Source organism: Maribacter dokdonensis DSW-8, from assembly GCF_001447995.1.
GTDB lineage: Bacteria > Bacteroidota > Bacteroidia > Flavobacteriales > Flavobacteriaceae > Maribacter > Maribacter dokdonensis.
This window is the reverse complement of sequence record NZ_LDPE01000001.1, coordinates 1491232-1517202: the sequence shown is the minus strand read 5'-3', so window position 1 is coordinate 1517202 and position 25971 is coordinate 1491232. Positions and strand designations below refer to the sequence as shown.

Here is a 25971-nt window from a genome sequence, read left to right as displayed (position 1 = left end):
TGGTTCAAGTAGAAATCAATCTATCTTTACAAAAACACTACAAATGGATTTGAATTTAGCGGTACTGATAGATGGGGATAATATACCTTCTGCCTATGTAAAAGAAATGATGGAAGAAATTGCCAAATATGGCAACCCTACCATTAAACGTATTTATGGCGATTGGACCAATCCGCGTTTGGGAAAATGGAAAAACGTACTGTTGGAGAATGCCATAACACCTATTCAACAATATGGGTATACCCAAGGTAAGAATGCAACCGATTCTGCTATGATTATCGATGCTATGGATATCTTATATTCTGGTAAGGTAAACGGATTTTGTATTGTAAGTAGTGATAGTGATTTTACAAGACTGGCAACAAGATTGCGAGAAGCAGGTATGCAGGTTTTTGGAATTGGTGAACGCAAAACACCCAATCCATTTATTGTGGCTTGCGATAAGTTCATCTATATTGAAATTCTTAAAAGTAGAAGCGAAGAAGAAGCTGCGGATAACAATAAGACCCCTACTGAAAAAAATACCGTTGATAAAATTACCCCAAAGGCATTACGCTTTATTGCCACCACTATTGACGATGTAGCCGATGATGACGGATGGGCTTTTTTAGGTGATGTTGGTAGTTTACTTCAGAAAAAGCAACCCAATTTTGATTCTCGTAATTATGGATTTCAAAAATTGACGCCTTTGATCAATTCCATCCCCCATTTTGAAATTGAAAGACGTGAAGACTCCAAAGGGCGTAAAAAATTGATTTACGTAAAAATTAAGGAGAAGGTTTCTTCAAAGGCAAAAAAGTAAAACAAAACTGTATTTCATTACTATTGTTTTAAAACGATCATATTAGTTTGTATTTTTCAGTACAAATTAAAATGCTATGTATCGTAAGCTGTGGTTTTTGGCTGTTGTTATTATTTTGGGGTCATGTAAAGAATCCTCAAAAAAAGAGCAAGTAAATTTAGCAAGACCAATTGCTGAGGTGTTTGCTGAATTTTATGAATTCAAAAAAGGAATTAATCCTATAGAGGCTACCAAAGCTGGTTATTATGAGTATAATGACACCATCGCCAATTACAATTCAGATGACTATATTTTACATTTAAAAGATCGGTATACCTACTTCTTAGAGGAGTTAGGTAAGTATGATTCCACTCAGATCAGTGCGGAAGACTACATGAGTCTACGCGTAATGCAATGGGATTGTAATGTAAAACTAGAAGGTGTCATGAATCCAATGGTTACTGTGGCTTCACCAATTTATGATCTTCCCAGTTTTGAGTTAATGCCCCTTTTTCAAATTCAATCGTTGCATTTGTACGTGGCGCAATTGGCAGGTGGTACCAGTGTTCAGCCTTTTAAAAGCATAGAAGATTATAATAACTGGCTCAGTAGATTAGAGGATTACCTTATTTTTTTAGATACGTCAATAGCAAAGATGAAGGTAGGCATGGACAAAGGTATAGTATTGCCAAAAGTATTGACATTAAAAATGTTGCCGCAAGTTCGTTCTTTTATAGATGTTCCATTAGAAGATAATTTATTCTTTAAACCCGTTTTAAATTTTCCTGATGGTATATCTGACGTAGATATGGATATTCTAAAAAGTAACTATGAAGATTTCATTCAAGAGAAGTTGACACCCAAGTATGTGGAATTAAATGATTTTTTAACAAATGAGTACTTGCCTAAATGTAGAACGTCTAGCGGCTTGCTAGATTTGCCAAATGGTAAGGAGACGTACAAGTATTTAATTAAATTACATACGACTACGAATATGAGTGCAGATGAAATTCATGAATTGGGTTTGTCTGAAGTAGATCGTATTTCCAAAGAGATGGAAGCTATTAAAAATGAGATTGGGTTTACGGGGGATTTAAAGTCTTTTTTCAATTCTCTTAGAAATAGGAAAGAATTAATGCCTTTTTCTAAACCAGAAGAGGTTATAGAAAATTTTAATGCCATTAATGACCGCATAGCCGTGCGTATAGATTCTTTATTTAATTTAACCCCTAAGGCAGGTTTCAATGTACGAAGAACTGAAGCGTTTAGAGAAGCATCTGCCAGTGCCGAGTATGTGCCCGGATCAAAAGATGGTTCTAGGGCAGGTATTTTTTATGTGCCAATTCCAGATGTAAAGGCGTATAATATGGTTCATGATGAGGCATTGTTTTTACATGAGGCCATACCGGGCCACCATTTTCAACTAAGCTTACAGCAAGAGAACAATAGTCTTCCAGAGTTTTTACATCCTGAAAGTATGGGTGTGTTTGTAGAAGGTTGGGCTCTCTATGCAGAGTCGTTAGGCAAGGAATTGGGAATTTATACTGACCCTTATCAATATTTTGGTATGTTGAGTATGGAGATGCATAGAGCTATAAGATTAGTGGTAGATACCGGTATTCATGCAAAAGGCTGGAGTAGGGAGAAAGCCATACAATATTCTTTGGATAACGAGGCAGAATCTGAAGAAAGCATAATTGCTGAAATTGAACGGTATATGGCAACACCGGGGCAAGCCTTATCTTATAAAATGGGTCAATTAAAGATCAGACAATTGAGAACTAAGGCAGAAAAAGCTTTAGGAGACAATTTTAATATAAGGGATTTTCATAGTCAGATATTAAATTCTGGGAGTTTGCCTTTGGTATTATTAGAAGAGAAGATAGATAATTGGATCGCACAACATGAAATGTAAGGTGCTTAAAGACCAATTAACAGGTGTAATAATCAATGAGAATCAACGTTTAGAAATTATAGTTTAACATAGCCATTAATGAAGACCATTAAATTTATAGTTCAAGTGATAGCGCTTTGCGTTGTTTTGTGCTCTTTTACAACTACGGAAAATTATCCGTATAAAAATTCTGTTGCAAAAGAAACGATAGCTTTGATAAGTACAGATTCTGTTTTGGGAGTTTGGAAATATACTATGACAAATGTGGATGCACCTTATGAGAAAGGTATGTTCTTTATTACCCAAAAAGGTGATTCCTATGATGTTGCCTTAAAACTTGGAACCGGTATGCTTACAGGGCAAGATGTGGTGGTTAAGGATAATGGTATTAATTTCAATGTAAATTTTGAAGGGCTAAAACGTGTGTCGTTTGTATTGGTCGTAGAGAATGATAAAATTGTAGGAGAAAGTTATTCTGCAATAGGTACCAGTGAAATTTTTGGCGTTCGTCAACTACCTGGACAATAAATATTTAGAACTTTAGGAAAAAATACTTAGTTTTCAATATTATTTGAAGCATGCTTATTCATGTTTGCTTTGTAATGTTGCTAACTAACTATATCGTTTTGAAAAAACTACTTCCAATCCTACTTGTTATTTTAACAGGTTGCGAACTCATGAAAGAAAAAGTTGATCTGGTTATTGTAAATGCCAAGGTCTATACTGTTGATGATTCTTTCTCAGAAGCCCAAGCTTTTGCCGTTCAAGACGGTAAGTTTATTGCCGTGGGTACTACAGATGAAATTAGGGATGTGTATACCTCTGATCAGTTGATAGATGCTGATGGTAGGGCAATTACCCCTGGATTAATTGATGCACATTGTCACTTTTATGGGTTAGGGCTTAATCAACAGCTTGTAAATTTAGTAGGTACCAAGAGTTTTGATGAGGTATTGAAACGTGTTAAGGAGTTTCATGCAGCAAATCCTAAATCATTTTTGAGGGGTAGAGGCTGGGATCAGAATGATTGGGAGGTTAAAGAATTCCCTACTAAAGCCGAATTAGATACTATTTTTCCTGATATTCCTGTTGCATTGGAACGTGTAGATGGTCATGCTTACTTGGTGAATCAAAAAGCTTTGGACATGGCGGGTATTGATTGGAGTACCAAAGTGGAAGGTGGTGAAATTGTGAAGAAATGGGAGAATGGCTATTCTGGTATTACCGGAGTTTTGGTTGATAACCCTATGCAACTGATCGATAGTATTATGCCTTCACCAAGTTTAAATGATAAAATTAAGGCATTGAAAGATGCTGAAAGAATTAGTTTAAACCACGGTCTAACTACTGTCAACGATGCAGGTTTAGATAGAAGTACCATAGAGCTTATTGATAGTTTGCAGCAGGCTGGTGAGCTTTCCATAAAGATCTATGCAATGGTCAGTAATAATAAAGAAGATGTTGATTATTATATAAACAAAGGACCAATTAAAACCGACCGATTGAACGTTAGGTCTGTTAAGGTTTATGGTGATGGGGCATTGGGTTCTAGGGGCGCGGCGCTAAAAGAAGAGTATAGTGATTTGCCCAATCATTTTGGTGCTATGATAACCCCTGTAGATGAAATTGAAGCTCTGGCGGAAAAATTGGCACGGTCGGAATACCAAATGAATACCCATGCAATAGGTGATTCTGCAAACGTTGCTGTGTTGAGAGCATATAAAAAAGTGTTACAGGGCAAAGAGGATAGACGTTGGAAAATTGAGCATGCCCAAGTATTGACCGATAACGATTTTGATTTTTTTGAAAGCGGAATAATTCCATCAGTACAACCTACACACGCTACTAGTGATATGTATTGGGCAGAAGATCGTTTGGGAGACAGGGTAAAAGGGGCTTATGCTTTTAAGACCTTATTGAACAAGGCAGGTACTATAGCGTTGGGAACAGACTTTCCGGTAGAGGATGTTAGTCCATTTTTAACCTTTTATGCAGCCGTGGCCAGACAAGATACTAGTGGATATCCAAAAGGAGGTTTTCAAATGGAAGAAGCCTTGACAAGGGAAGAGACTTTAAAAGGAATGACAATTTGGGCAGCTTATTCAAATTTTGAAGAAGAAGAGAAGGGAAGTATAGAACCTGGTAAATCTGCCGATTTTGTTATCTATGATAAAGATATGATGACCATACCATTAAATGAAATTCCCACTATAAAGGCAGAACAAACGTTTATAGATGGTATTGTTAGATAATAAAGAAGCATAAAAAAACCTCGGTCTAGGACCGAGGTTTTTGTTTTAATACTGTGTACTTTAAAATTACATTGTAATTGGTACTGCAACTCTTGTCTTATCCCAGCCCATTACTAAAGATGTACCACCTTTAGCATCTTTGAATGCAATTGAGAATTCTTCTAATGAAGCGCTATCAGAACCATTAGGTACTTTTACACGTGCAACATCTGCAGATTCATCATAAAAATATGAACCCCATTGGTTTAAATTCTTATTTAAAATTACGGTCCACTCTTCTTCACCAGGTATGGTGAACAATGAATAAGTACCAGCTTTGATATCTTTACCTCCAAAATTGACATCCTTGTAGAAAGTAATTTCCGGAGCTTCGTTGGCACCAGTTCTCCATACCTTTCCAGTAGGAGCCAGTTCGTCCATAGAACGACCTTTTAATTGAGGTCTACCGTAAATAATACGAACCGCTTTTTCAGAAACTTTGTAATCTGTTGGGTAAGCAGCCATATCCATTGGGCTTTTGTCAATACCTGAGAAGTCTTGAGCAGATACCGAAGTGGTCATCACTACAGCTAACATTAATGTTGCGAGTGTAAATACTTTTTTCATAATAATTGTTTAGTTTTTTTCTAGGTCATAAAACTAAGCAGTTCCTTACAGTGATATTTATAAAAAGAAGTTAAATTTTGGAAAGTTACATTTCGCCATATTTAGAACGTTAATTGCTTCTAAAACCTATCATATATAATATAAAATGAATTTTATAATTACAATTTGTAAGCATATTTGAGATATATGTTTGTTAATTGAAACTATAACTAGATATTTGTATCATAATTGATATAATAATTAGATTATGTGTGGAATAGTATGTGCATTTGATGTTAAGGAAAGTACTGAAGTACTTAGGCCTCAACTTTTAGAAATGTCAAAAAAGATTAGACATAGAGGTCCGGATTGGAGTGGTATCTATGCTGATGATAAAGCCATTTTAGCTCATGAGCGTTTGGCAATTGTAGATCCAGCTTCTGGAAAACAACCATTATTGAGTCCTAATGGTAAATTGATATTGGCTGCCAATGGTGAAATATATAATCATAGAGAATTACGTAAGCAGTTTGAAGGTAAGTACGATTTTAAAACGGAGTCTGACTGTGAAGTTATATTAGCGCTTTATCAAGAAAAAGGTGTTGATTTTATTGATGAAATGAACGGAATTTTTGGTTTCACAATTTATGATGCGGAAAAGGACGAATATTTTGTAGCTCGTGATCATATGGGGATTATTCCATTATACATGGGATGGGATAAAAATGGTACTTTCTATGTAGCATCAGAATTAAAAGCTTTAGAAGGTACATGTACTAAAATAGAGTTATTTCCTCCGGGGCATTATTTGCATAGTTCAGACGGTGAACTTAAGAAATGGTATTCCAGAGATTGGATGGAGTATGATGCGGTTAAGGAAAACGAAACCAGTATTAAGGAAATTAAAGAAGCCTTAGAAGCTGCCGTTCATAGACAATTAATGTCTGATGTGCCTTACGGTGTTTTATTGTCTGGTGGGTTGGATTCTTCGGTTACTTCCGCAATAGCTAAGAAATATGCGCAAAAGCGTATTGAGAGTGGAGATACTGCAGATGCTTGGTATCCACAATTACATTCGTTCTCGGTAGGTCTAGAGGGATCTCCAGATTTGGCTGCTGCACAAAAGGTGGCTGATCATATAGGAACCGTACACCATGAAATTAAATTTACTATACAAGAAGGTTTAGACGCTATAAAAGATGTAGTGTATAACTTGGAAACTTATGATATTACCACCATTAGAGCTTCTACGCCTATGTACTTAATGGCGCGTGTCATAAAATCTATGGGTATTAAAATGGTACTTTCCGGTGAGGGTGCAGATGAGTTGTTTGGTGGATATCTATATTTCCACAAAGCGCCTAATGCACAAGAATTTCATGAAGAAACCGTACGTAAGTTAAGTAAGCTGCATATGTATGATTGCTTAAGGGCGAACAAGTCTTTGGCTTCATGGGGAATAGAAGGTAGAGTTCCTTTCTTGGATAAAGAATTTATGGATGTTGCCATGCGTATTAACCCTCAAGATAAGATGATCAACGGTGAGCGTATGGAGAAGTGGGTGGTAAGAAAGGCTTTTGAAGATATGTTACCAGAAAGTGTTGCATGGAGACAAAAAGAGCAATTTTCTGATGGAGTTGGGTATAGTTGGATAGATACTTTGAAAGAAGTGGTAAACCAAGAGGTGAGCGATGAGCAATTGGCGAACGCTAAATTTAGATTTCCATTACAGACACCTACATCAAAAGAAGAATTTTATTACCGTTCCATATTTGAAGAGCATTTTCCTTCAGACGCTGCTGCGTTATGCGTACCTCAAGAAGCTTCTGTAGCTTGTAGTACTCAAATTGCTCTAGAATGGGATGAAGCATTCAAGAACATGAACGATCCGTCTGGTAGAGCGGTTGCATTTGTTCATGATGATGCATACGTTAAGCAATAGGGTTTGAATTAGTCATTAATACTTATTGTAAGAACCCGTCTAATTCTTTAGACGGGTTTGTTTTTTTATGAATTGTTTCATCATTGCTTAGATGTCATTGATCATCTGCTTTAGCTTTTCTTTTGATTCACCGGTTTTTTCTTGTATTCTTCCCAGTAATTCATCAGACTTACCTTCAGCATATGTTAGATCATCATCTGTAAGGTCACCATACTTTTGCTTAAGTTTCCCTTTTGCTATATTCCACTTTCCTTTAAATTGTTCTTCATTCATGATATATTGTTTTTAAGATTATACCTCTAAGTTAATGACCACATGTAAAGGAAATCTTAATAAATCCCCATTATGATCAATAACGCAAACATTGATTTTTTTACCGTTAATTTTAAGAGGACTTGTTGATTGGGTGTATCATTTCTTAGGCATTTTGCACATTTAAGAGGTAGTTCCGGTCATTTGATATCTATAAATGAGGTCTTGGTTGTATTATTTAATGTTTTCAATACAACCATACTTAACATTGATACTTTAGGTAGCTCTGTTTTTTAGGATAAAATCTCTAATTTTCCACAATAATTGTTGATAACTTGCCATTGCCCAATTACTAGGAAGGCTATATTTCATGGGGTATTGCGTATATTTGTAAGATTGCAAAATTTGAAGTAAAACAACCTTAATTTTATGAGCGAAGAAGCAAATAAGAAAAATTATTCGGCAGATAGTATTCAGGCCTTGGAAGGTATGGAGCACGTACGTATGCGTCCATCCATGTATATAGGTGATGTTGGGGTCCGTGGTTTGCACCATTTAGTATATGAAGTAGTCGATAACTCTATTGATGAGGCTATGGGAGGTCATTGTGACAACATTAGCGTTATCATAAATGAAGATAATTCCATAACTACAAGGGATAACGGTAGGGGTATTCCGGTAGATTTACATAAAAAGGAAGGTGTTTCTGCACTTGAGGTTGTAATGACCAAAATCGGTGCCGGTGGTAAATTCGATAAAGATTCTTATAAAGTATCGGGTGGTCTTCACGGTGTTGGTGTTTCGTGTGTAAACGCTCTTTCTGATCATTTGACCGCTACGGTTTTTAGGGACGGTGTAATTTGGCAACAAGAATATGAGCGTGGTAAGGCTTTATATCCAGTAAAAAGAATAGGGGAGACCGAAGATATGGGTACAGAAGTTACTTTTCATCCGGATAATACCATATTCACCCAAACTATTGAATATAGTTATGAAACCTTGGCAAATAGAATGCGCGAGCTTTCTTTCTTGAATAAAGGGGTTACTATTAGTATTACCGATAAGCGTCAGAAAGACGAGAAAGGGGAATACGTTGGTGAAACATTCTTTTCCAATGAAGGATTAAAGGAATTTGTTAAGTTCTTAGATGGCAACCGTGAGTCTTTAATACAAGGGGTTATAGCAATGGAAGGGGAGAAAAACGATATTCCTGTTGAGGTTGCTATGATTTACAATACTAGTTATACTGAGAATCTTCACTCGTATGTAAATAACATTAATACTCATGAAGGTGGTACACATTTATCAGGATTTAGAAGAGGTTTGACTTCTACCCTGAAAAAATATGCCGATGCTTCTGGTATGTTGGATAAATTAAAATTCGAAATTCAAGGTGATGATTTCCGTGAAGGTTTAACGGCAATTGTGTCTGTTAAGGTTTCTGAGCCGCAATTCGAAGGTCAGACAAAAACCAAATTAGGAAACCGTGAGGTTTCCGCAGCTGTTAGTCAGGCAGTATCTGAAATGTTGACAGATTACCTTGAGGAGCATCCAGATGATGCAAAGACCATTGTACAAAAAGTAATTCTTGCGGCGCAGGCTAGACATGCAGCTTCTAAAGCTCGTGAAATGGTTCAGCGAAAGAATGTAATGAGTGGTGGTGGTTTGCCAGGTAAACTATCAGATTGCTCTGAGCAGGACCCAGAAAAGTGCGAAATATTCCTAGTTGAGGGAGATTCGGCGGGTGGTACCGCTAAAATGGGTCGTGATCGTAATTTCCAAGCGATCCTACCGCTACGAGGTAAGATTTTGAATGTTGAGAAAGCCATGCAACATAAGGTTTTTGAAAACGAGGAAATTAAGAATATGTATACTGCCCTTGGTGTAACCATAGGTACAGAAGAGGATAGTAAGGCACTGAACCTAGAAAAGTTAAGATACCATAAGGTAGTCATCATGTGTGATGCCGATGTTGACGGTAGCCATATTGAAACCTTGATCTTAACATTCTTCTTCCGTTATATGAGAGAATTGGTAGAGAATGGGCATATTTATATTGCTACTCCACCTCTTTATCTGGTTAAAAAAGGTCAGAAAAAGAGATATGCTTGGAGTGATAAAGAACGCGATGAAATTGCAGATAGCTACAGTGGTGGTGTAAGTATTCAAAGATATAAGGGTCTTGGTGAAATGAACGCTGAACAATTATGGGATACAACCATGAATCCTGAATACAGAACATTGCGCCAAATAACGATAGACAACGCAACTGAAACCGATCGTGTTTTCTCAATGCTTATGGGTGATGAAGTACCACCTAGAAGAGAATTTATTGAGAAGAATGCTGTTTATGCAAACATTGACACATAGAAAATACCTATTACACAACAAAAACCTGCGTCTACGGCGCAGGTTTTTTAGTTTTAGGTAAAATTTGAATCATGAAGAATTTATTTACGTGTGTTTTTCTAGGGACATGTTTAACTACTGCTGCTCAGGCAGATTTTAATAATGTACTAGCTGCCGGAGTTGAAGATGCAGAACGATTTACGACCGATTATATGGCACCACTCTCAGAAAGTGTGGTATACAGTATGTCAACCGGGTGGTATAATACTGCGGATGCAAAACCTTTGGGCGGATTTGAAATTTCTATCATAGGTAATATCACGGGCTTTAAGAACAAGGAGGATAAGAAAACTTTTATCCTAGATCCCAGTGATTATGAGAATTTAGATTTTGTGGAAAACCCAGGTGTGGCTAGAGAAGTATCCACGGCTTTAGGGGATATTTCTGGAACTCAGGTTTATGTAGAAGGTGAGGTATTGGGGGTAACCGTTAGAGAAACATTTGAGCTGCCATCGGGCTTGGCAGGTGAAAATATCGACTTTGTACCATCGGGTTATTTGCAAGCAAGTGTTGGTGTTATAAAGGGAACTGAAATTAAAGCAAGGTTTTTGCCTAAAATTGAATATGAAGATGCATCTATAGGACTATTTGGCTTAGGTATACAACACGATTTTACGAAATTGTTGCCTGCGGATAAAATTTTACCAGTGGCAATTTCTGCCGTTATTGGGTATACGAATATCAATGGTGATTATGATTTAAGTAATGCCAGGTTAATAGAAGGTGAAAATCAACGTATAGAGGCAGAAATCAGTAGTTGGGCATTTGGTGCTGTAGTATCTACAAAGTTGCCTATCATTAATTTTTATGGAGGTGTAAATTATATTACTGGTAAGTCGGTAACAGATGTTTTAGGAACGTACAGAGTTAATAGTGGACCATTTGAATCTGAAACTTATGAAGATCCTTTTTCGATCGTAAAAAAAGTAAATGGGGTAACAGGTACTTTGGGAACGAAACTAAAATTAGGTTTCTTTAGGCTGAATGCTGAGTATAATCTAGGAGAATTCAATACTGCTACTGTAGGTATAAACTTTGGTTTTAGGTAAATCAGAAGTAAATAATATCAAGGTTTAAAAATCAAGTATTGATAATTTTGGGTTCATCCCTGTTCTAGCGTTGTATTAAGAGATGCTAAATAGTATTGATTTTGAGATAAATCTGGCCTTTGATATACCTTGATTTTTAAACTTGAACTTGAATTCTCTTGTTTCCGACAACCAACAAATAGAGAACGCATAGGAATAAAAAAGACTGCCCAGATCCCTCCGGACAGCCTTTTTCCCATGGCCCTGTTAAAATCGTTTATTCCCTTATTGCCAAGGTGGCACCATCTTTCTTTTGAAGGTAAACATTCTCTTCAGAAGATTTTATGGTGATAATATTATTGGGCTTTCCTTCTAGACCTTTATACTCAACCGTATAAACATCGTCTTGTTTAGACCAGTTAAAGTCTGTTTTTAAGGTAATGGTAGAACCTTCAATTTCATGATATCTACCAAGATAGACATCATTAAAAATCCATTCTTTACGAATAGTTTGTTTAGAAGAGCTTTCGGTTACGGTCAAATCGGATTGTGACCAAATTCCAATGATGGGATCGGTGTTTTGTTCAATGCGAGAACAGTTCGCAAGAAACACAATGGCACATATGGCCAACAAAGAGAGGAACTTCTTAGTCATAAGTAGGTTAATTTTATGGTGGATTTGGGATCCATAGTATTTAACGTGACTAGTTTCGGCTTATTATTAAAATTCGATGTATGGTCACTATTTGACGATTTCTTCGTTAAAGCGCAATTTTTTTTAACAAAATGTGCATTTTATCGATGTTTTTAATCACTTTTTCAGTTAATTAAATCAAGTGGCTAGTAGCATATTTCGTCAATAAATACCTATTTTTGAAGTGAAAATTCAATACACATAAGATGGCTATTCCATTTTATATATAATAATTCATAAAATAATAATAAATGAAAGTTACAGTAGTTGGTGCTGGTGCAGTAGGTGCTAGTTGTGCAGAATACATTGCCATTAAAGATTTTGCATCAGAAGTGGTTATTTTGGACATTAAAGAAGGCTATGCGGAAGGTAAAGCAATGGATTTAATGCAAACTGCGTCATTAAACGGTTTTGATACCAAAATAACAGGTAGCACAAACGATTATTCTAAAACGGCCGATAGTCATGTTGCGGTAATTACATCTGGTATTCCAAGAAAACCAGGTATGACCAGAGAAGAATTGATCGGTATTAATGCAGGAATCGTAAAAACGGTTTCTAGCAATCTTTTAGAGCATTCTCCTAATGTCATCATTATCGTAGTAAGTAACCCTATGGATACTATGACGTACTTGGTACATAAAACTACTGGTTTACCAAAGAACAGAATAATAGGTATGGGTGGTGCTTTAGACAGCGCACGTTTTAAGTATCGTTTAGCAGAGGCTATGGAAGCTCCTATTTCTGATATAGACGGTATGGTAATTGGTGGTCATAGTGATACTGGTATGGTGCCATTAATATCTCACGCAACCAGAAATAGCATACGTGTTTCGGAATTCTTATCAGAAGAAAGATTACAACAAGTAGCGGATGATACTAAAGTAGGTGGTGCTACATTGACCAAGTTGTTAGGTACTAGCGCTTGGTATGCTCCTGGTGCAGCAGTTTCTTCTATGGTACAAGCAATTGCTTGCGATCAGAAGAAAATGTTCCCTTGTTCTACATTACTTGATGGTGAATACGGTCTTAAAGATATCTGTATAGGTGTTCCTGTAATTTTAGGTAAAGACGGTATTGAGAAAGTAGTTGATATACCTTTAAGTGATGCTGAAAAAACTAAAATGAAGGAAAGTGCTGCTGGTGTAAGTAAAACTAACGGACTTTTAGAGCTGTAGTTAATACCGCTAAATCATATTTGAACCCTTTGTGACATTGTTGCAAAGGGTTTCTTTTTCTAAGAAGATAGGCTTCAGGTACATATATTGTAAAAAATATACTACCTAGCATATTTTTCTTTTTATATTTGCCGCATGAATGCAAAATGGTGCGTAAGTACTTTATTTATTATTCTAGCCCTATTAGGGTTATGTCAAGAGCAAAAGAAAGCTTCTAATCAACAAATTTCATTGGAATTTGCTGATGTGGAATTAGCTTCAAATACTGCCCATGATGAAATATTGGCTGTAATAACTAAAAAATTACAGGTTTTAGGTGTCGATACCATTGAGGTAATAGAAAATGACGAAACACAATTAAGTATTCGTTATTACAGTGATGTTGATGCTGAAAGCGTTAAAAAGTTTCTTTCACAAGAAGGTCGGTTTTTAGCGAATGAAGATGAAATTCCAACCGAAGATGATTCTGATGGACTACCCGGTCAATATAATCTGGTTGTTTTAGATCTTCATCAGCATACCGATAATGGATATCAAATTAAAGCCACACTTGTTGCTGGTCAAGATCATAATTTTGATTCCAAGGTTATTCCGGTAGTACCGCCTTTAACTAATAAATTTACTTTAGAGTTCAATGCTACTGTAGAATTGGCTCTTAAAATCAATAGCAAGGTGGCTATTGTTGCAGATAATACTTCACATCAAATTCCAGAGGTAAGGGCAGGACCCGTCTGGATCAGAAATAGCTAAACTACAACATCTAATAAGACGTAATTATTTTGCGAAAAAGTAATACGCCTAGATTTTTAAACTACTTAATAAGTATAATCAACATAAATTAAATAAAAATGCAGAATAAGGGACTTATAAAGCTATTTGCTTTATTATTCGGGTTAGTTAGTATTTACCAGCTATCCTATACTTTTGTTACAAGCAAAGTAGAAAAAGAAGCGAATACCTTCGCGGCCAGTCGTGTGTCTGAGGCAGAAGAGGGTTACGTGGCAAAGCGAGAAATGATAGCGGCAAGCTATCTTGATTCTATCGGTAATAATACCGTTTTTGGCTACACCAATTATAATGAGGCTAAAAAGAAAGAATTGAACAAAGGTCTTGACCTTAAAGGGGGTATAAATGTTACCCTTCAAATTTCAGTAAAGGACATCCTAAAAGGATTGGCTAATAATACAAAGAGTCCTGTTTTCAACAAGGCTTTGGCAGATGCCGATGCAGCCTCTAAAAATAGCGATGATACGTATATTGAACTTTTCTTTGAAGCTTTTGACGCTATAAAGGGAGATACTAAATTGGCTTCACCAGATATCTTTGCCACAAAAAGTTTGGTTGATGGTAATGAAATTACTCCTAACATGCCTGATAGTGATGCAAAATCTGTTATCCGTAGAAAAATAGATGAGTCCATCGTTTCTGCTTTTGAGGTACTAAGAGAACGTATAGATGGTTTTGGTGTTACACAGCCAAACATTCAAAGAGAAGGTAATTCTGGTCGTATATTGGTAGAGTTACCAGGTGCAAGAGATATTGCTCGTGCGCAAGATCTTTTATCAAGTACTGCTCAATTAGAGTTTTGGGAAACGTATAAGCAAAGCAATACCAGTTTTAGTACATTCTTAATTCAAGCGAATGAAAAGCTAAAAGAAATAGTTGAAGTAAAAGAACCGGAGCAAGTTAAAGAAGAGTCAGAGTTAGATTCTTTGTTGTCCGATGTTTCTGCAGATTCTTTGGATTTGGCAACACAAGTGAATCCTTTGTATGAGTTATTGATTCCTGCTAACCCAGGTTCAAATGCAATGTTTCGTGCGGCTATAAAAGATACTGCTACTATTGGTTCTTATTTTAGAATGCCAGAAATTAGAAGATTGTTGCCTGCTGATATCCAGTTTACAAAGTTTGTATGGGAAAGACCATCTTCAGAAGATACCGAGGTTATTGATTTATATGCATTAAAATCTAACCGCGATGGTACGCCAAGAATTAGTGGTGATGTTGTAAGTGATGCTAGAGCGGATTTTGATCAGTTCAGTAAGCCTGCAGTTTCAATGACCATGAATACCAAAGGAGCTAAAGAATGGGAAAAATTAACAGGTGATGCTTATAGCAATCAAACAGGTATAGCTATTGTTTTGGATAACAAAGTGTACACTGCTCCTGGTGTTTCTTCTGGTCCTATCTCTGGTGGTCGTTCAGAAATTACCGGAGACTTTACCGTAAACGAAACAAAAGATATTTCTAACGTACTTAGAGCCGGTAAACTTCCTGCTTCTGCAGAAATTATTCAGTCAGAGATTGTTGGTCCTTCTTTAGGTCAAGAAGCTATTGATAGTGGTTTTATGTCTTTCTTGATCGCTATGGCGATTGTTCTATTATGGATGATCGCATATTATGGTAAAGCAGGTGCTTTCGCAGATGTTGCTTTGTTATTGAACATCTTGTTGATATTTGGTGTGTTAACCAGTTTGAATGCTGTGTTGACTCTACCTGGTATCGCAGGTATCGTATTAACGATCGGTATGTCTGTTGATGCCAACGTACTTATCTTTGAACGTATTAAAGAGGAATTGGCAAAAGGTAAAGGTAAAAGTCAAGCCGTTGCAGATGGTTTTGGTAATGCATTGTCATCAATCTTAGATGCGAACATTACTACAGGTTTAACTGCAATCATATTATTCGTTTTTGGATCAGGACCAATTAAAGGTTTTGCAACAACGTTATTGATCGGTATTATAACTTCTTTATTTACCGCAATATTCATCACCCGTCTTTTGGTTGATTGGTATATTGGAGGAAAAGGTAGAAGCTTGGATTTCTCAACCGGAATTACAAAAAACCTATTCAAGGGAATCAATATCGATTTCTTGATCAAGAGAAAGATAGCTTATGTTGTTTCTGGAATATTGGTTGCCGTAGGCTTATTCTCTTTGTTCTTTGGTCCTGGATTACAACAAGGTGTTGACTTTGTGGGCGGTCGTTCTTACACTGTTCGTTTTGAGCAGCCTGTTAACCCTTCCGAAATTGCATCAGAATTAAATACCGTATTTGGTAGTGGAACTAACGTGAAAACTTACGGAGAGTCTAACCAAGTAAAAATAACTACTCCTTATAAAGTTGATGTTGAAGGAATAGAGGTAGATACTGAAATTCAAGATAAGTTATACACTTCTTTACAAAAATACTTGCCAGACGGTATAAGTAAAGATGCTTTTGTTTTAGGAGGTGTTGATGATGAGGCAGTAGGAATATTGCAATCTGTAAAGGTTGGTCCTACCATTGCAGATGATATTAAGAATAATGCCTTTTTGGCAATTTTAGGTTCATTGGCAGTAGTGTTCTTATACATCTTATTCAGATTTAGAAGATGGCAGTTCTCATTGGGTGCCGTTGTTGCGGTATTCCATGATGTATTGATCGTTTTAGGTGTGTTCTCTATATTTGGAAAGCTAATGCCATTTAACATGGAAATAGATCAAGCATTTATTGCGGCTATTTTGACAGTAATCGGTTACTCATTGAATGATACGGTGGTAGTATTTGACCGTATTCGTGAGACTTTGGCAGAACGCGGCTGGAAAGGCGGTTCTAACATTAACTATGCAATAAACAGTACGTTAAGTAGAACGTTGAATACTTCTTTGACTACCTTAATTGTACTTTTGGCCATCTTTATATTTGGTGGAGAATCATTAAGAGGATTTATGTTCGCAATGATCGTAGGTGTTGTTGTAGGTACTTACTCTTCTGTATTTATTGCAACTCCTGTAATGTTCGATGCGTTGAGCAAGAAAATTACTTCTGGTAAAGAGTAATTAAGAGTTTAACTAACTCAAATATAAAAGCCGTTCAGAAATGAACGGCTTTTTCTATTTTATACTACCTGTTGAACCAGTTTCATGTGGAGTAAGGTAAAAGGTTTGTTTTGGTTTTAGACCTTTTTCTTTTCTATGGGAAACAAAGATGATCGCGGTGTTTGTCTCTTTTGCAAATTTGTTGACCAAAGCTACTAACAATGCAGCGGAATCATCATCCATACCTGCTGTGGGTTCATCTAATATTAATAATGGAGGTTGCTTTACCATGGCGCGTGCCGTCATGACCAGTCTTTGTTTACCCGTAGATAAAGTATTGAAAAAAGTATTTTTAATATCGTAAAGGTCTAATAGTGCCAGCCATTGCTTAATTATTCTTTGCTGAAACGCTGTTGGCTTTACATATAAGCCTACAGAATCATTTAAACCAGAGATAAGCATATTTTCTATTGAGTGTCTTCCGCTGAACTTATCGGTCATCGCAGGGGCGTAATAACCTATCTTTTTCTTGATGTCCCATACACTTTCACCACTACCTTTTTTACTGCCAAATAGGTGAATGTTTTGACCATAGGCTTTTGGGTTGTCACCAAAAATCATGGAAAGTATAGTAGATTTACCACTGCCATTGGTGCCTGATAGTTGCCAAAAGTCACCTTTGTTCACTGTCCAATTAATACTGTTTAATATTTTCTTTTCACCATAGGAAATACTTACATCTTTAAAATTGATCAACATATTAGGCAAGTTAATAAAGTCAATACCCGATTGTGGAACGGTGATGGTTGTAAAGCTTTCTGGGATTTGGATTTCGGCAGAAAGCGGACTTTCTATAACTTGAAAGTTATTCTTTATAATACTGCCATAATGGTTGATAAAAGAAAGCGTGTCTTCTTTTCTACTGGCCAGTTGAATAAAGGAAATATGCTTTGAGTGATTTTCAAGTATGGTTTTAAGATTTTCTTGAAAGGAAATGTCCAAATTATCAAAAGGATTATCTAGTATTATATAATCTGGCCGTTCATTAAGCAAGTAATGTAACAAGGCTCTTTTTTGCTCTCCACTAGACATGGTTTTTAACGATTGCCCGGCACTACTAATTATCTCAATGTCATGTTTATCTTCCTCGTCTATTAATTTTTCTAGGGTAAAATGAGAGAAAAGTCTTCCTGTTTTTTGTTTAAAATATTGGAGTTCAATAGGTGTTCTTCCTTGTTGAAAATCTTTAATGAAACCTTTCTTGTTTGAGTTGTTGTCTAAATATATTACCCAATGATTCATTTTGCGTTTATTCTATAAATATGAACTGTGTTATTATGGTAAGTGGTGGTAAAATCTATAAACATACCATTTTTCAATGCCGTTTTTTGCGATGGAATATTATCTACCTGTATAATTGAAATTAAACTGTTTGTCCATTTTTTTTCAAATGCTATATGTTTGCACTTTTCTGCAGCCTCAAATGCGAAACCTTTTCGCCAATATTCTGGTAGAATGGAATAACCAATTTCAAACTCTTGTTTACCATCAACCTGTTGTAATAGAACACCACAGAGTCCAACCAAGGTATTGGTGCCTTTTAAAAATAAAGCATTTAAACCACCTAGGTTTGCCTTATATCTCTCAAAGATTCTTTGAAACTGTTCTTCGCAGGCAACTCTAGGGTCGTTTGGTAGTCCAGACCAGTATTGGCTGCTTAATGGTTCTTCATGAAATGGTAGCCAGTGTTCAAAATCTAATGGTTTAACTTCTTTAAAAAGTAAACGATCAGATTCTTCATTGAATAAAACATATGCTGGCATTATTCTCTTTTAATTAAACGCAGGATTAAGACATTACTTTCTGCTAAAACTAATGCTATCACCAATAGATAAGCCCAATTCTTGGGATAGACCTGCATTGACCTCTAGTACGTATTTTATGGGTACTTGTGAAGATAAACCATCTTCATTTAGTGGTTGTGCATTTTCTTGAAAACTGGCAATTTTCAAATTTTCTTTTATATAGATGATATCTAATGGAAACTCTGTGTTCTTCATGTAAAAAGAATGCATTGTTTCATCAGGAAAAATGAATAACATACCTTCATTGATTGCCATACCTTTTCGGTACATTAGTCCGGTTTGGGTTTCATAATCTGTCTCGGCAAATTCAATATTGAATTTGGTTTTAACGGTGTCACTGGAGTTTAGAAAAATAGTTAAATCTCCTTCATGTGTAAAATCAATAGTTTCTGTAGCTATGGTCTTTTTAGATTCTTCCTTGCATGAAAAAGCTAAAGTAGCTATGGTAGCCACTACTATCAAGCCTTTATTTATTTTACTGAACATTACGTAGTTTTTGTTTTTCTGAACATGAAATAGAAACCTACTAGTATAAAGGGGATACTTAACCATTGACCGGTAGATAGTAAACCTAACGATTCTTCAAATCCGCCTTGACTTTTCTTAACGAATTCAGCGAAGAAACGAACTGTCCAAAGTAATACGAAGAACAGCCCGAATAAATAACCGGTTTTGTTCTTTTTATCTGTTTTCCAATATAGAAAATACAACAGAATAAAAATGAAAATATAACCTATTCCTTCATATAATTGTGCTGGATGGCGGTATGGAATTTCTGCTAGATATTGAGAAAACTGTGGGTTGTTTTCTATAGCGGCATAAGCGGCGTTTAGTGTTTTCTCTTGGGTAATACCCAATGCTTTTGATGGGTGTAAGTCATCTGAATCCCGAATAAACTTTGTGGCAAAAATGAAATTTTCATCTACCACTTTGCCGTTGATCTCAGAGTTGAAAAAATTACCTAAACGAACGCAAAAAGCCCCAATGGCAACAGGTATTACCATTCTGTCAAAAATCCATAACATGTTAAATTCAGGATATTTTCTTGTATACAAATAGGTGCCAATTATAATACCAAGTGTAGCTCCATGACTGGCTAGACCAGTAAAGCCGGTAAATTCATAACCATCTATTAAACCAAAAAATAGACTGCCAGTATCACTTTCACGTACAGGTATTAAAATCTCAATAAGGTGATTAGAGTAATATGCCCAGTCATAAAAAAACACATGACCTAATCTTGCCCCTAACATAGTGCTTAGAACGGTGTATATGAATAGGGAATCTAATTGTTCTACCGATTTTTTCTCGTTAAGAAAAATCTTTTTCATAAGAAACCAACCTAAGGCGAAGGCGGTTATCCAAAGTAGATTGTAATACTTTATTTGAATGAAACCAATATTGAAAAGTGTCTCGTTCGGATTCCAAGTAATTCCTAAGAAATGCATGTGTTGAATTTTGAATGGCTAAGATAATAAAATAGAAATCTACCTAGCCGTAAGATTTGGGAAATTGGTTTTGTTATGAGTTAAAAGAGAGTTAAGTATGTAAATGAGAGAAAATGGAACATAGAGAATGGAACATAGAGCTGGGAAAATAGCAATATTTGGTGATTTGACTAAGTCAAAGTTTTGACCAACGAAACCTTTAAATTTTATTAGTTTTTTGAGCTTGAGCTCGATTTTTGATTTTGATCCTTATTTAGGGAACTGGGTCATAGCCTTTTCCACCCCAAGGATTGCAGCTAAAAATACGCTTTGTTGCCATCCATCCTCCTTTAAAAAGACCATGTTTTTTTAATGCTTCTAACGTGTATTGAGAACAAGTAGGGGAGTATCTACATGTTGCTGGGGTATAAGGGGAAATTACCACTTGGTAAAACCGGACTAGAAATACGAAAGGAGCAATAAGGATTTTTTTAAAGGAAATTTTCACGATGATAAATTAATAGCCCAAATTTACTATAAAAGGATTAACTATATAAAATAAGAAGCCCGGATGGTTTGCATCCGGACTTCTAAAATTAAAATGGTTTTTGTTTAGGCTCCTATTCTTATGGGTTCTAAATGTTCGGCCTCTTCTTCGGAGTATAACCTAGATTTGATTAAAAATCGAAGACCTAACGGGATTTCCAATGAAAAACTAGAGCCAATACCTGGGGTAACATCAACAGTCAGCTGGGTGTGTTTCCAATATTCAAACTGATCTTTTGACATATGAAAGTCGCAACCTTCAATAGTGCCAAGCCAAACATCGTTGTCATCCAGCATTAAATCGCCTTTTTCAAAACACATGGGTGAGGAACCGTCACAGCAACCGCCACTTTGGTGGAACATAAGTTCACCGTGTTTCTCTTTTAGCTGTGCAATTACTTCTGCGGCTTTTTTAGTTACCAAAACTCTTTTTGTCTTCATCGTATTTCGTTTTTAAAAGAATCCCATTTTTTTCTTATCGTAAGAAATAAGCATGTTTTTGGTTTGGCGATAGTGTGCCAACATCATTTTATGGTTTTCCCTACCGATACCTGATTTTTTGTATCCACCAAATGGTGCATGTGCAGGATATAGGTGATAGCAATTTACCCAAACTCTACCGGCTTTTATGGCTCTTGAAATCTGGTATGCCTGGTGGGTATCACGTGTCCAAACGCCAGCTCCCAATCCATATAGGGTGTCATTTGCAATTTCTATAGCCTCTGCTTCATCTTTGAAAGTGGTTACACAAAGTACGGGGCCAAAAATTTCTTCCTGAAAAACGCGCATTTTGTTATTTCCTTTTAAAATAGTCGGTTGTACGTAATATCCACCTTCCAAACCTTCATTATAGGCTTGTGCGCCTCCTGTAAGAACTTCACAACCTTCTTCTTTTCCTATATTGATATAGCTAAGTATTTTTTCAAATTGATCGTTTGATGCTTGTGCGCCCATCATGGTATTGGGGTCTAGAGGATGCCCCATTTTAATAGCTTTAGTACGCTCAATTACACGTTCAATGAATTTTTCGTAAATACTTTCTTGTACCAACATTCTAGAAGGACAAGTACAGACTTCGCCTTGGTTTAAGGCGAACATATTGGCACCTTCCAAACATTTGTCAAAGAATTCATCATCGGCGTCCATAATACTCTCAAAGAAAATGTTCGGTGACTTTCCACCAAGTTCAAGAGTAACAGGGGTAATGTTTTTTGATGCGTATTGCATAATTAATTGACCTGTTGTTGTTTCACCGGTAAAGGCTATTTTGTTTATTCTAGGGCTAGATGCCAAAGGTTTACCTGCCTCAGCACCAAATCCGTTTACGATATTAAGTACTCCGTCAGGTAATATTCCTTCAATAATTTCCATTAATATTAAGATTCCCACGGGTGTTTGCTCTGCTGGTTTTAATACTACACAGTTACCTGCAGCTAAAGCCGGAGCCAGTTTCCATGTTGCCATTAGTAGAGGGAAGTTCCAAGGTATAATTTGACCAACGACGCCTAATGGTTCAGTAACGTTCAATGCCACAGTGTTAGCATCCAATTCACTGACCGAGCCTTCTTCTGCTCTAATGACACCTGCAAAATATCTAAAATGGTCTACAGCCAAAGGTAAATCTGCTGCGCGTGTTTCTCTAATGGCTTTACCGTTGTCCCAAGTTTCGGCTCTAGCCAACACCTCAAGGTTTTGTTCTATTTTATCGGCAATCCTTAATAGCATATTGCTTCTTTCGGTCGCAGAAGATGAATTCCATGAAGGTGCAGCTTCCCATGCGGCATCAATTGCCTTTTCAATATCTTCAGATGTTGATCTCGGAATTTTTGTAAACGATTTACCGTCTACCGGAGAAATATTTTCAAAGTATTCTCCTTTACTTGGGGCTACCCATTTGCCACCAATATAATTTTCATATTGATTTTTAAATTTGGGTTTTTGAAGTACGTCTTTTTCTACAGTTGCTGTTGTGCTCATAGTTTATGATTTAAGTTAATATTAGAAATGTATGTATTGGGAGCTAGTCAATACGATATTCTAAATGTACCTTACACTTATATCTTTTGTCTGACGCATTCTACGAATAATATGAACAATCCTATCAATTATTAACTTTATGATTTTTTTAAGTATATATTTTTGTAAATTCCTTAAAATAAAATCAAAATAGTTGTGATTAAGTTATCAGATAATTTCCTAGAAGGAAGGCGTTTAGAGACCATGGTGGAGAATCAGACATCTTACACAATGAACAATGCCGCCATGCATGTTTTTGAAACCCATGAACAAGCAGCTAGTGTTCTTTTAAAATTTGAACAGCCAGTTTTGGCCAGTATGATCCAAGGGAAAAAGATTATGCATTTACGAGATTATGAGGCATTTGATTTTTTACCTGGAGAATCTTTGGTTCTACCTGCAAACGAAAGTATGTGTATTGATTTTCCTGAAGCTATGGCAAAAAATCCTACAAGATGTTTGGCAATGGCTATTTCAGAAGATAAGATAAATAAGGTATTACAGTTCATGAATGAGAATATGCCAAAAAGTACCAAAGAGGCATGGGGATTAATGGACTATAATTTTCATTTTGTAAATGATAGGGGTATATACCAAATCATTCAGAGATTGTTGTTTTTGTTTTCAGAAGACCACCCATCAAAAGATATTTTTGTGGATAATATGTTGAGAGAGTTGATCATTCGTATTTTACAGACCAATGAACGTAAAATTTATAGTAACACCACATTATCCATTAAAAAAGAAAGTAGGTTGACCGAGGTTATACGTTATATTAGAAATAACGTTCATAAATCTTTAAATGTAGATGACCTTAGTAAGATGGCTTGTATGAGTCCCTCTCACTTTTATAGGACTTTTAAGCAAGAGTTAGGGATATCTCCTGTGGAGTTTATCAATAACGAGCGTATAAAATTAGCGGTAGGTCTGTTGCAAGATCCTAAAAGAAGCATAAAAGACGTATATCTTGACTGCGGATTTGAAAGTAGATCTTATTTCAATAGGGTTTTTAAAACAAGACAGCATTTAGCACCAGGTGAATACCAGTCTAAACTTCAAAAATCAAAATATTTAGATTAAAGGCTATACGTTGTACCTTCTTTACCGTCTTTTAGTTGAATACCTAATGCATCCAATTGATCTCGTATTTTATCTGAAGTAGCAAAGTCTTTATTTTCCCTTGCCGCTTTGCGTAACTCGATCAACAATTCTACAACACCTCCCAGTTTTTCAGTATCTGCGTCAGAACTGTTTTTGTTCTCCAGGCCTAAAACATCAAAAACAAAATTTTGTAAGGTTTGTTCTAATTCTTGTTTATCTGTTTCGGTTATAGATTCAGTGCCTTCTTTGATTAAATTAATATGCTTAACGGCATCAAAAAGCTTTGCTATTAAAATAGGCGTGTTAAAATCATCGTTCATGGCGGCATAGCAAGATGTTTTCCAACCTTTAACATCAAATTCGGTAGTTTTGCCCGTTTGTAAAGATTTCAACGAGTTAAAAGCCTCCATAAGTTTATTGAATCCTTTTTCAGAAGCTAACAACGCATCATTGCTCATATCTAAAATACTGGTATAATGCGCTTGCATCATAAAAAACCTTACCATGGACGGGGAAAAGGGCTTGCTTAAAATATCATTTTCGCCAGAAAAAATTTCACCGGGGAGAATGCTGTTTCCTGTAGATTTTGCCATTTTTCTACCGTTCAAGGTCAACATATTTGCATGTAACCAATAATTGACCGGACTTTGGCCATTGCATGCTTCAGCTTGGGCAATTTCGCATTCATGGTGTGGGAATTTCAAATCCATACCGCCCCCGTGAATGTCAAATGTTTCGCCTAAGTATTTGGTGCTCATGGCTGTACATTCTAAATGCCAGCCTGGGAAACCATCTCCCCAAGGTGATGGCCATCTCATAATATGCTGTGGCTCCGCTTTTTTCCACAAAGCAAAATCTTGAGGGTTGTGTTTGTCATCTTGGGCAGCAAGATCACGTGTATTGGCAATCATATCTTCAAGCTTGCGCCCGCTTAATTTACCATACTCATGTTCTTGATTAAATTTTGCAACATCAAAATATACAGAACCATTGGTTTCATAGGCAAATCCCTTTTCAAGAATATCCTTAATGATTTCAATTTGTTCTATGATATGTCCTGTAGCGGTAGGCTCAATACTTGGTGGTAAAAAATTGAATTTTTCCAATATATTATGAAAATCTACAGTATAGCGCTGTACAACTTCCATGGGCTCCAATTTTTCTAACCGTGCCTTTTTTGCAATTTTGTCTTCACCGTCTTCAGCGTCATCTACCAAATGACCTGCATCGGTAATATTGCGCACATAACGTACTTTATAGCCAAGATGTTTAAAGTATCTGAAAATCATGTCAAAGGACATAAAAGTTCTACAGTTTCCTAAGTGTACATTGCTATACACCGTAGGTCCACAAACATACATGCCAATATGGCCTGTGTTTATGGGTTTAAAAACTTCTTTTTTTCCGGTAAGGGAATTGTATACTTTGATTTCTTGACTTTCGTACAATTGCATAAAGCTGTATGCTATTAAAAATGGGTGTCTAAATTAAGGTAGTTCAAAAACTCGCGGCGTACCAATTCTTCCTTGAATTTTCCACCATATTCAGCCGTTACCGTGCTACTGTCTATGTCACGTATGCCTCTTGAGTTTACACAAAGGTGCTTGGCATCAATTACACATGCAACGTCTTCAGTACCTAACGCTTTTTGTAATTCTCTTACGATTTGAATATTTAAACGTTCTTGAACTTGAGGTCTCTTGGCATAGTAATCAACGATACGATTCATTTTTGAAAGCCCAACTACGGTACCGTTAGAAATATAGGCTACGTGAGCACGACCAACAATAGGTAATAAATGATGCTCACAAGTGGAGTACAAAGTAATATTCTTTTCCACCAACATTTCACCGTACTTATACTTGTTGTCAAAAGTAGATGCCTTTGGTCTTCTACTAGGGTTTAAACCACCAAAAATTTCATTGACATACATTTTTGCAACTCTATTAGGCGTACCTTTTAAACTGTCATCGTTTAAATCTAAACCCAAAGTATGCATGATTTCACGTACGTTATTGCGAATACGTTCAATTTTTTCGGCATCGTCCAAATCAAAAGCGTCTGAACGTAAAGGAGTATCTTCTGACGTAGAAATATGATCGTTTCCTATTTCGTCAAATTGATTTTCCAGTGTATCCTCAATTTTCATTTTATCTTTCTTTTACAAGCTGCAAAGATATACAATATGTGACACTTTATAA

23 protein-coding genes are annotated in these 25971 nt (G+C 36.2%); 11 read left to right on the top strand and 12 right to left on the bottom strand.

The genetic code is table 11. The features are described from left to right. Window positions 1-43 precede the first annotated feature (43 nt). From I600_RS06625 to I600_RS06610, 4 genes are all read left to right on the top strand, one after another. Complete coding sequence (locus I600_RS06625) at window positions 44-802, top strand: NYN domain-containing protein (RefSeq protein WP_058103672.1); 759 nt, start codon at window positions 44-46, stop codon at window positions 800-802. Between the two features lie 76 nt (window positions 803-878). Further along, complete coding sequence (locus I600_RS06620; protein ID WP_058103671.1) at window positions 879-2696, top strand: DUF885 domain-containing protein; 1818 nt, start codon at window positions 879-881, stop codon at window positions 2694-2696. A 78-nt stretch (window positions 2697-2774) separates the two neighbouring features. Beyond that, window positions 2775-3203, top strand: a complete 429-nt coding sequence (locus tag I600_RS06615) for a hypothetical protein (RefSeq protein WP_058103670.1) — start codon at window positions 2775-2777, stop codon at window positions 3201-3203. A 149-nt stretch (window positions 3204-3352) separates the two neighbouring features. Continuing rightward, on the top strand, window positions 3353-4927 hold the full coding sequence (locus I600_RS06610; protein WP_245188852.1) for an amidohydrolase: 1575 nt from the start codon (window positions 3353-3355) through the stop codon (window positions 4925-4927). A gap of 66 nt (window positions 4928-4993) precedes the next feature. On the opposite strand, the gene I600_RS06605 is transcribed toward I600_RS06610, so the two are convergent. Further along, the gene (locus I600_RS06605) at window positions 4994-5533 is read right to left on the bottom strand and encodes a DUF2911 domain-containing protein (protein ID WP_058103669.1); all 540 of its coding nucleotides are present in this window, start codon (window positions 5531-5533) and stop codon (window positions 4994-4996) included. 247 nt (window positions 5534-5780) lie between these two features. On the opposite strand from I600_RS06605, the gene asnB reads away from it, so the two are divergent. Continuing rightward, window positions 5781-7454 (top strand): asparagine synthase B, encoded by a 1674-nt coding sequence (gene asnB, locus I600_RS06600; RefSeq protein ID WP_058103668.1) that lies wholly within the window; start codon window positions 5781-5783, stop codon window positions 7452-7454. Window positions 7455-7541: 87 nt separating this feature from the next. On the opposite strand, the gene I600_RS06595 is transcribed toward asnB, so the two are convergent. Then, on the bottom strand, window positions 7542-7727 hold the full coding sequence (locus tag I600_RS06595; RefSeq protein ID WP_058103667.1) for a CsbD family protein: 186 nt from the start codon (window positions 7725-7727) through the stop codon (window positions 7542-7544). Window positions 7728-8135: 408 nt separating this feature from the next. On the opposite strand from I600_RS06595, the gene gyrB reads away from it, so the two are divergent. Beyond that, complete coding sequence (gene gyrB / locus I600_RS06590; protein ID WP_058103666.1) at window positions 8136-10076, top strand: DNA topoisomerase (ATP-hydrolyzing) subunit B; 1941 nt, start codon at window positions 8136-8138, stop codon at window positions 10074-10076. A gap of 71 nt (window positions 10077-10147) precedes the next feature. Continuing rightward, complete coding sequence (locus I600_RS06585; RefSeq protein ID WP_058103665.1) at window positions 10148-11164, top strand: DUF6588 family protein; 1017 nt, start codon at window positions 10148-10150, stop codon at window positions 11162-11164. Between the two features lie 256 nt (window positions 11165-11420). On the opposite strand, the gene I600_RS06580 is transcribed toward I600_RS06585, so the two are convergent. Continuing rightward, window positions 11421-11798 (bottom strand): hypothetical protein, encoded by a 378-nt coding sequence (locus I600_RS06580; RefSeq protein WP_139254388.1) that lies wholly within the window; start codon window positions 11796-11798, stop codon window positions 11421-11423. A gap of 290 nt (window positions 11799-12088) precedes the next feature. On the opposite strand from I600_RS06580, the gene I600_RS06575 reads away from it, so the two are divergent. The 3 genes from I600_RS06575 to secDF all read left to right on the top strand — a co-directional run bounded on the left by I600_RS06575 (window position 12089) and on the right by secDF (window position 16836). Beyond that, window positions 12089-13015 (top strand): malate dehydrogenase, encoded by a 927-nt coding sequence (locus tag I600_RS06575; RefSeq protein WP_058103663.1) that lies wholly within the window; start codon window positions 12089-12091, stop codon window positions 13013-13015. A 135-nt stretch (window positions 13016-13150) separates the two neighbouring features. Then, window positions 13151-13765 (top strand): hypothetical protein, encoded by a 615-nt coding sequence (locus tag I600_RS06570; RefSeq protein WP_058103662.1) that lies wholly within the window; start codon window positions 13151-13153, stop codon window positions 13763-13765. Between the two features lie 98 nt (window positions 13766-13863). Next, on the top strand, window positions 13864-16836 hold the full coding sequence (gene secDF / locus I600_RS06565; protein ID WP_058103661.1) for a protein translocase subunit SecDF: 2973 nt from the start codon (window positions 13864-13866) through the stop codon (window positions 16834-16836). Between the two features lie 54 nt (window positions 16837-16890). Here secDF and I600_RS06560 read toward each other — a convergent pair whose 3' ends face one another. The 7 genes from I600_RS06560 to exaC form a co-directional block, all read right to left on the bottom strand. Next, entirely contained in the window at window positions 16891-18117 is a 1227-nt protein-coding gene (locus I600_RS06560) for an ATP-binding cassette domain-containing protein (protein ID WP_058103660.1), read from the bottom strand. After that, window positions 18114-18638, bottom strand: coding sequence for a GNAT family N-acetyltransferase (locus tag I600_RS06555; protein ID WP_058103659.1), 525 nt, complete (start codon window positions 18636-18638; stop codon window positions 18114-18116). The genes I600_RS06560 and I600_RS06555 overlap by 4 nt, the downstream gene beginning before the upstream one ends. 33 nt (window positions 18639-18671) lie before the next feature. Beyond that, window positions 18672-19166: a DUF192 domain-containing protein gene (locus I600_RS06550; protein WP_058103658.1), complete on the bottom strand. Its 495-nt coding sequence runs from the start codon at window positions 19164-19166 to the stop codon at window positions 18672-18674. Further along, window positions 19166-20128: a prolipoprotein diacylglyceryl transferase gene (gene lgt / locus I600_RS06545; protein WP_058103657.1), complete on the bottom strand. Its 963-nt coding sequence runs from the start codon at window positions 20126-20128 to the stop codon at window positions 19166-19168. The genes I600_RS06550 and lgt overlap by 1 nt, the downstream gene beginning before the upstream one ends. A gap of 253 nt (window positions 20129-20381) precedes the next feature. Further along, window positions 20382-20609 (bottom strand): membrane protein insertion efficiency factor YidD, encoded by a 228-nt coding sequence (gene yidD, locus I600_RS18930; protein WP_082642944.1) that lies wholly within the window; start codon window positions 20607-20609, stop codon window positions 20382-20384. 110 nt (window positions 20610-20719) lie between these two features. After that, a complete protein-coding gene (locus I600_RS06540; protein WP_058103656.1) occupies window positions 20720-21094 on the bottom strand; it encodes a DUF779 domain-containing protein in 375 nt (124 codons plus the stop codon). A gap of 12 nt (window positions 21095-21106) precedes the next feature. Further along, a complete protein-coding gene (gene exaC / locus I600_RS06535; RefSeq protein ID WP_058103655.1) occupies window positions 21107-22630 on the bottom strand; it encodes an acetaldehyde dehydrogenase ExaC in 1524 nt (507 codons plus the stop codon). Between the two features lie 195 nt (window positions 22631-22825). On the opposite strand from exaC, the gene I600_RS06530 reads away from it, so the two are divergent. Further along, the gene (locus tag I600_RS06530; RefSeq protein WP_245188851.1) at window positions 22826-23749 is read left to right on the top strand and encodes an AraC family transcriptional regulator; all 924 of its coding nucleotides are present in this window, start codon (window positions 22826-22828) and stop codon (window positions 23747-23749) included. On the opposite strand, the gene cysS is transcribed toward I600_RS06530, so the two are convergent. After that, on the bottom strand, window positions 23746-25224 hold the full coding sequence (cysS, locus tag I600_RS06525) for a cysteine--tRNA ligase (protein ID WP_058103654.1): 1479 nt from the start codon (window positions 25222-25224) through the stop codon (window positions 23746-23748). The two genes, I600_RS06530 and cysS, sit on opposite strands and share 4 nt — an antisense overlap. Window positions 25225-25238: 14 nt before the next feature. Continuing rightward, window positions 25239-25919, bottom strand: a complete 681-nt coding sequence (gene folE / locus I600_RS06520; protein ID WP_058103653.1) for a GTP cyclohydrolase I FolE — start codon at window positions 25917-25919, stop codon at window positions 25239-25241. Window positions 25920-25971 lie beyond the last annotated feature (52 nt).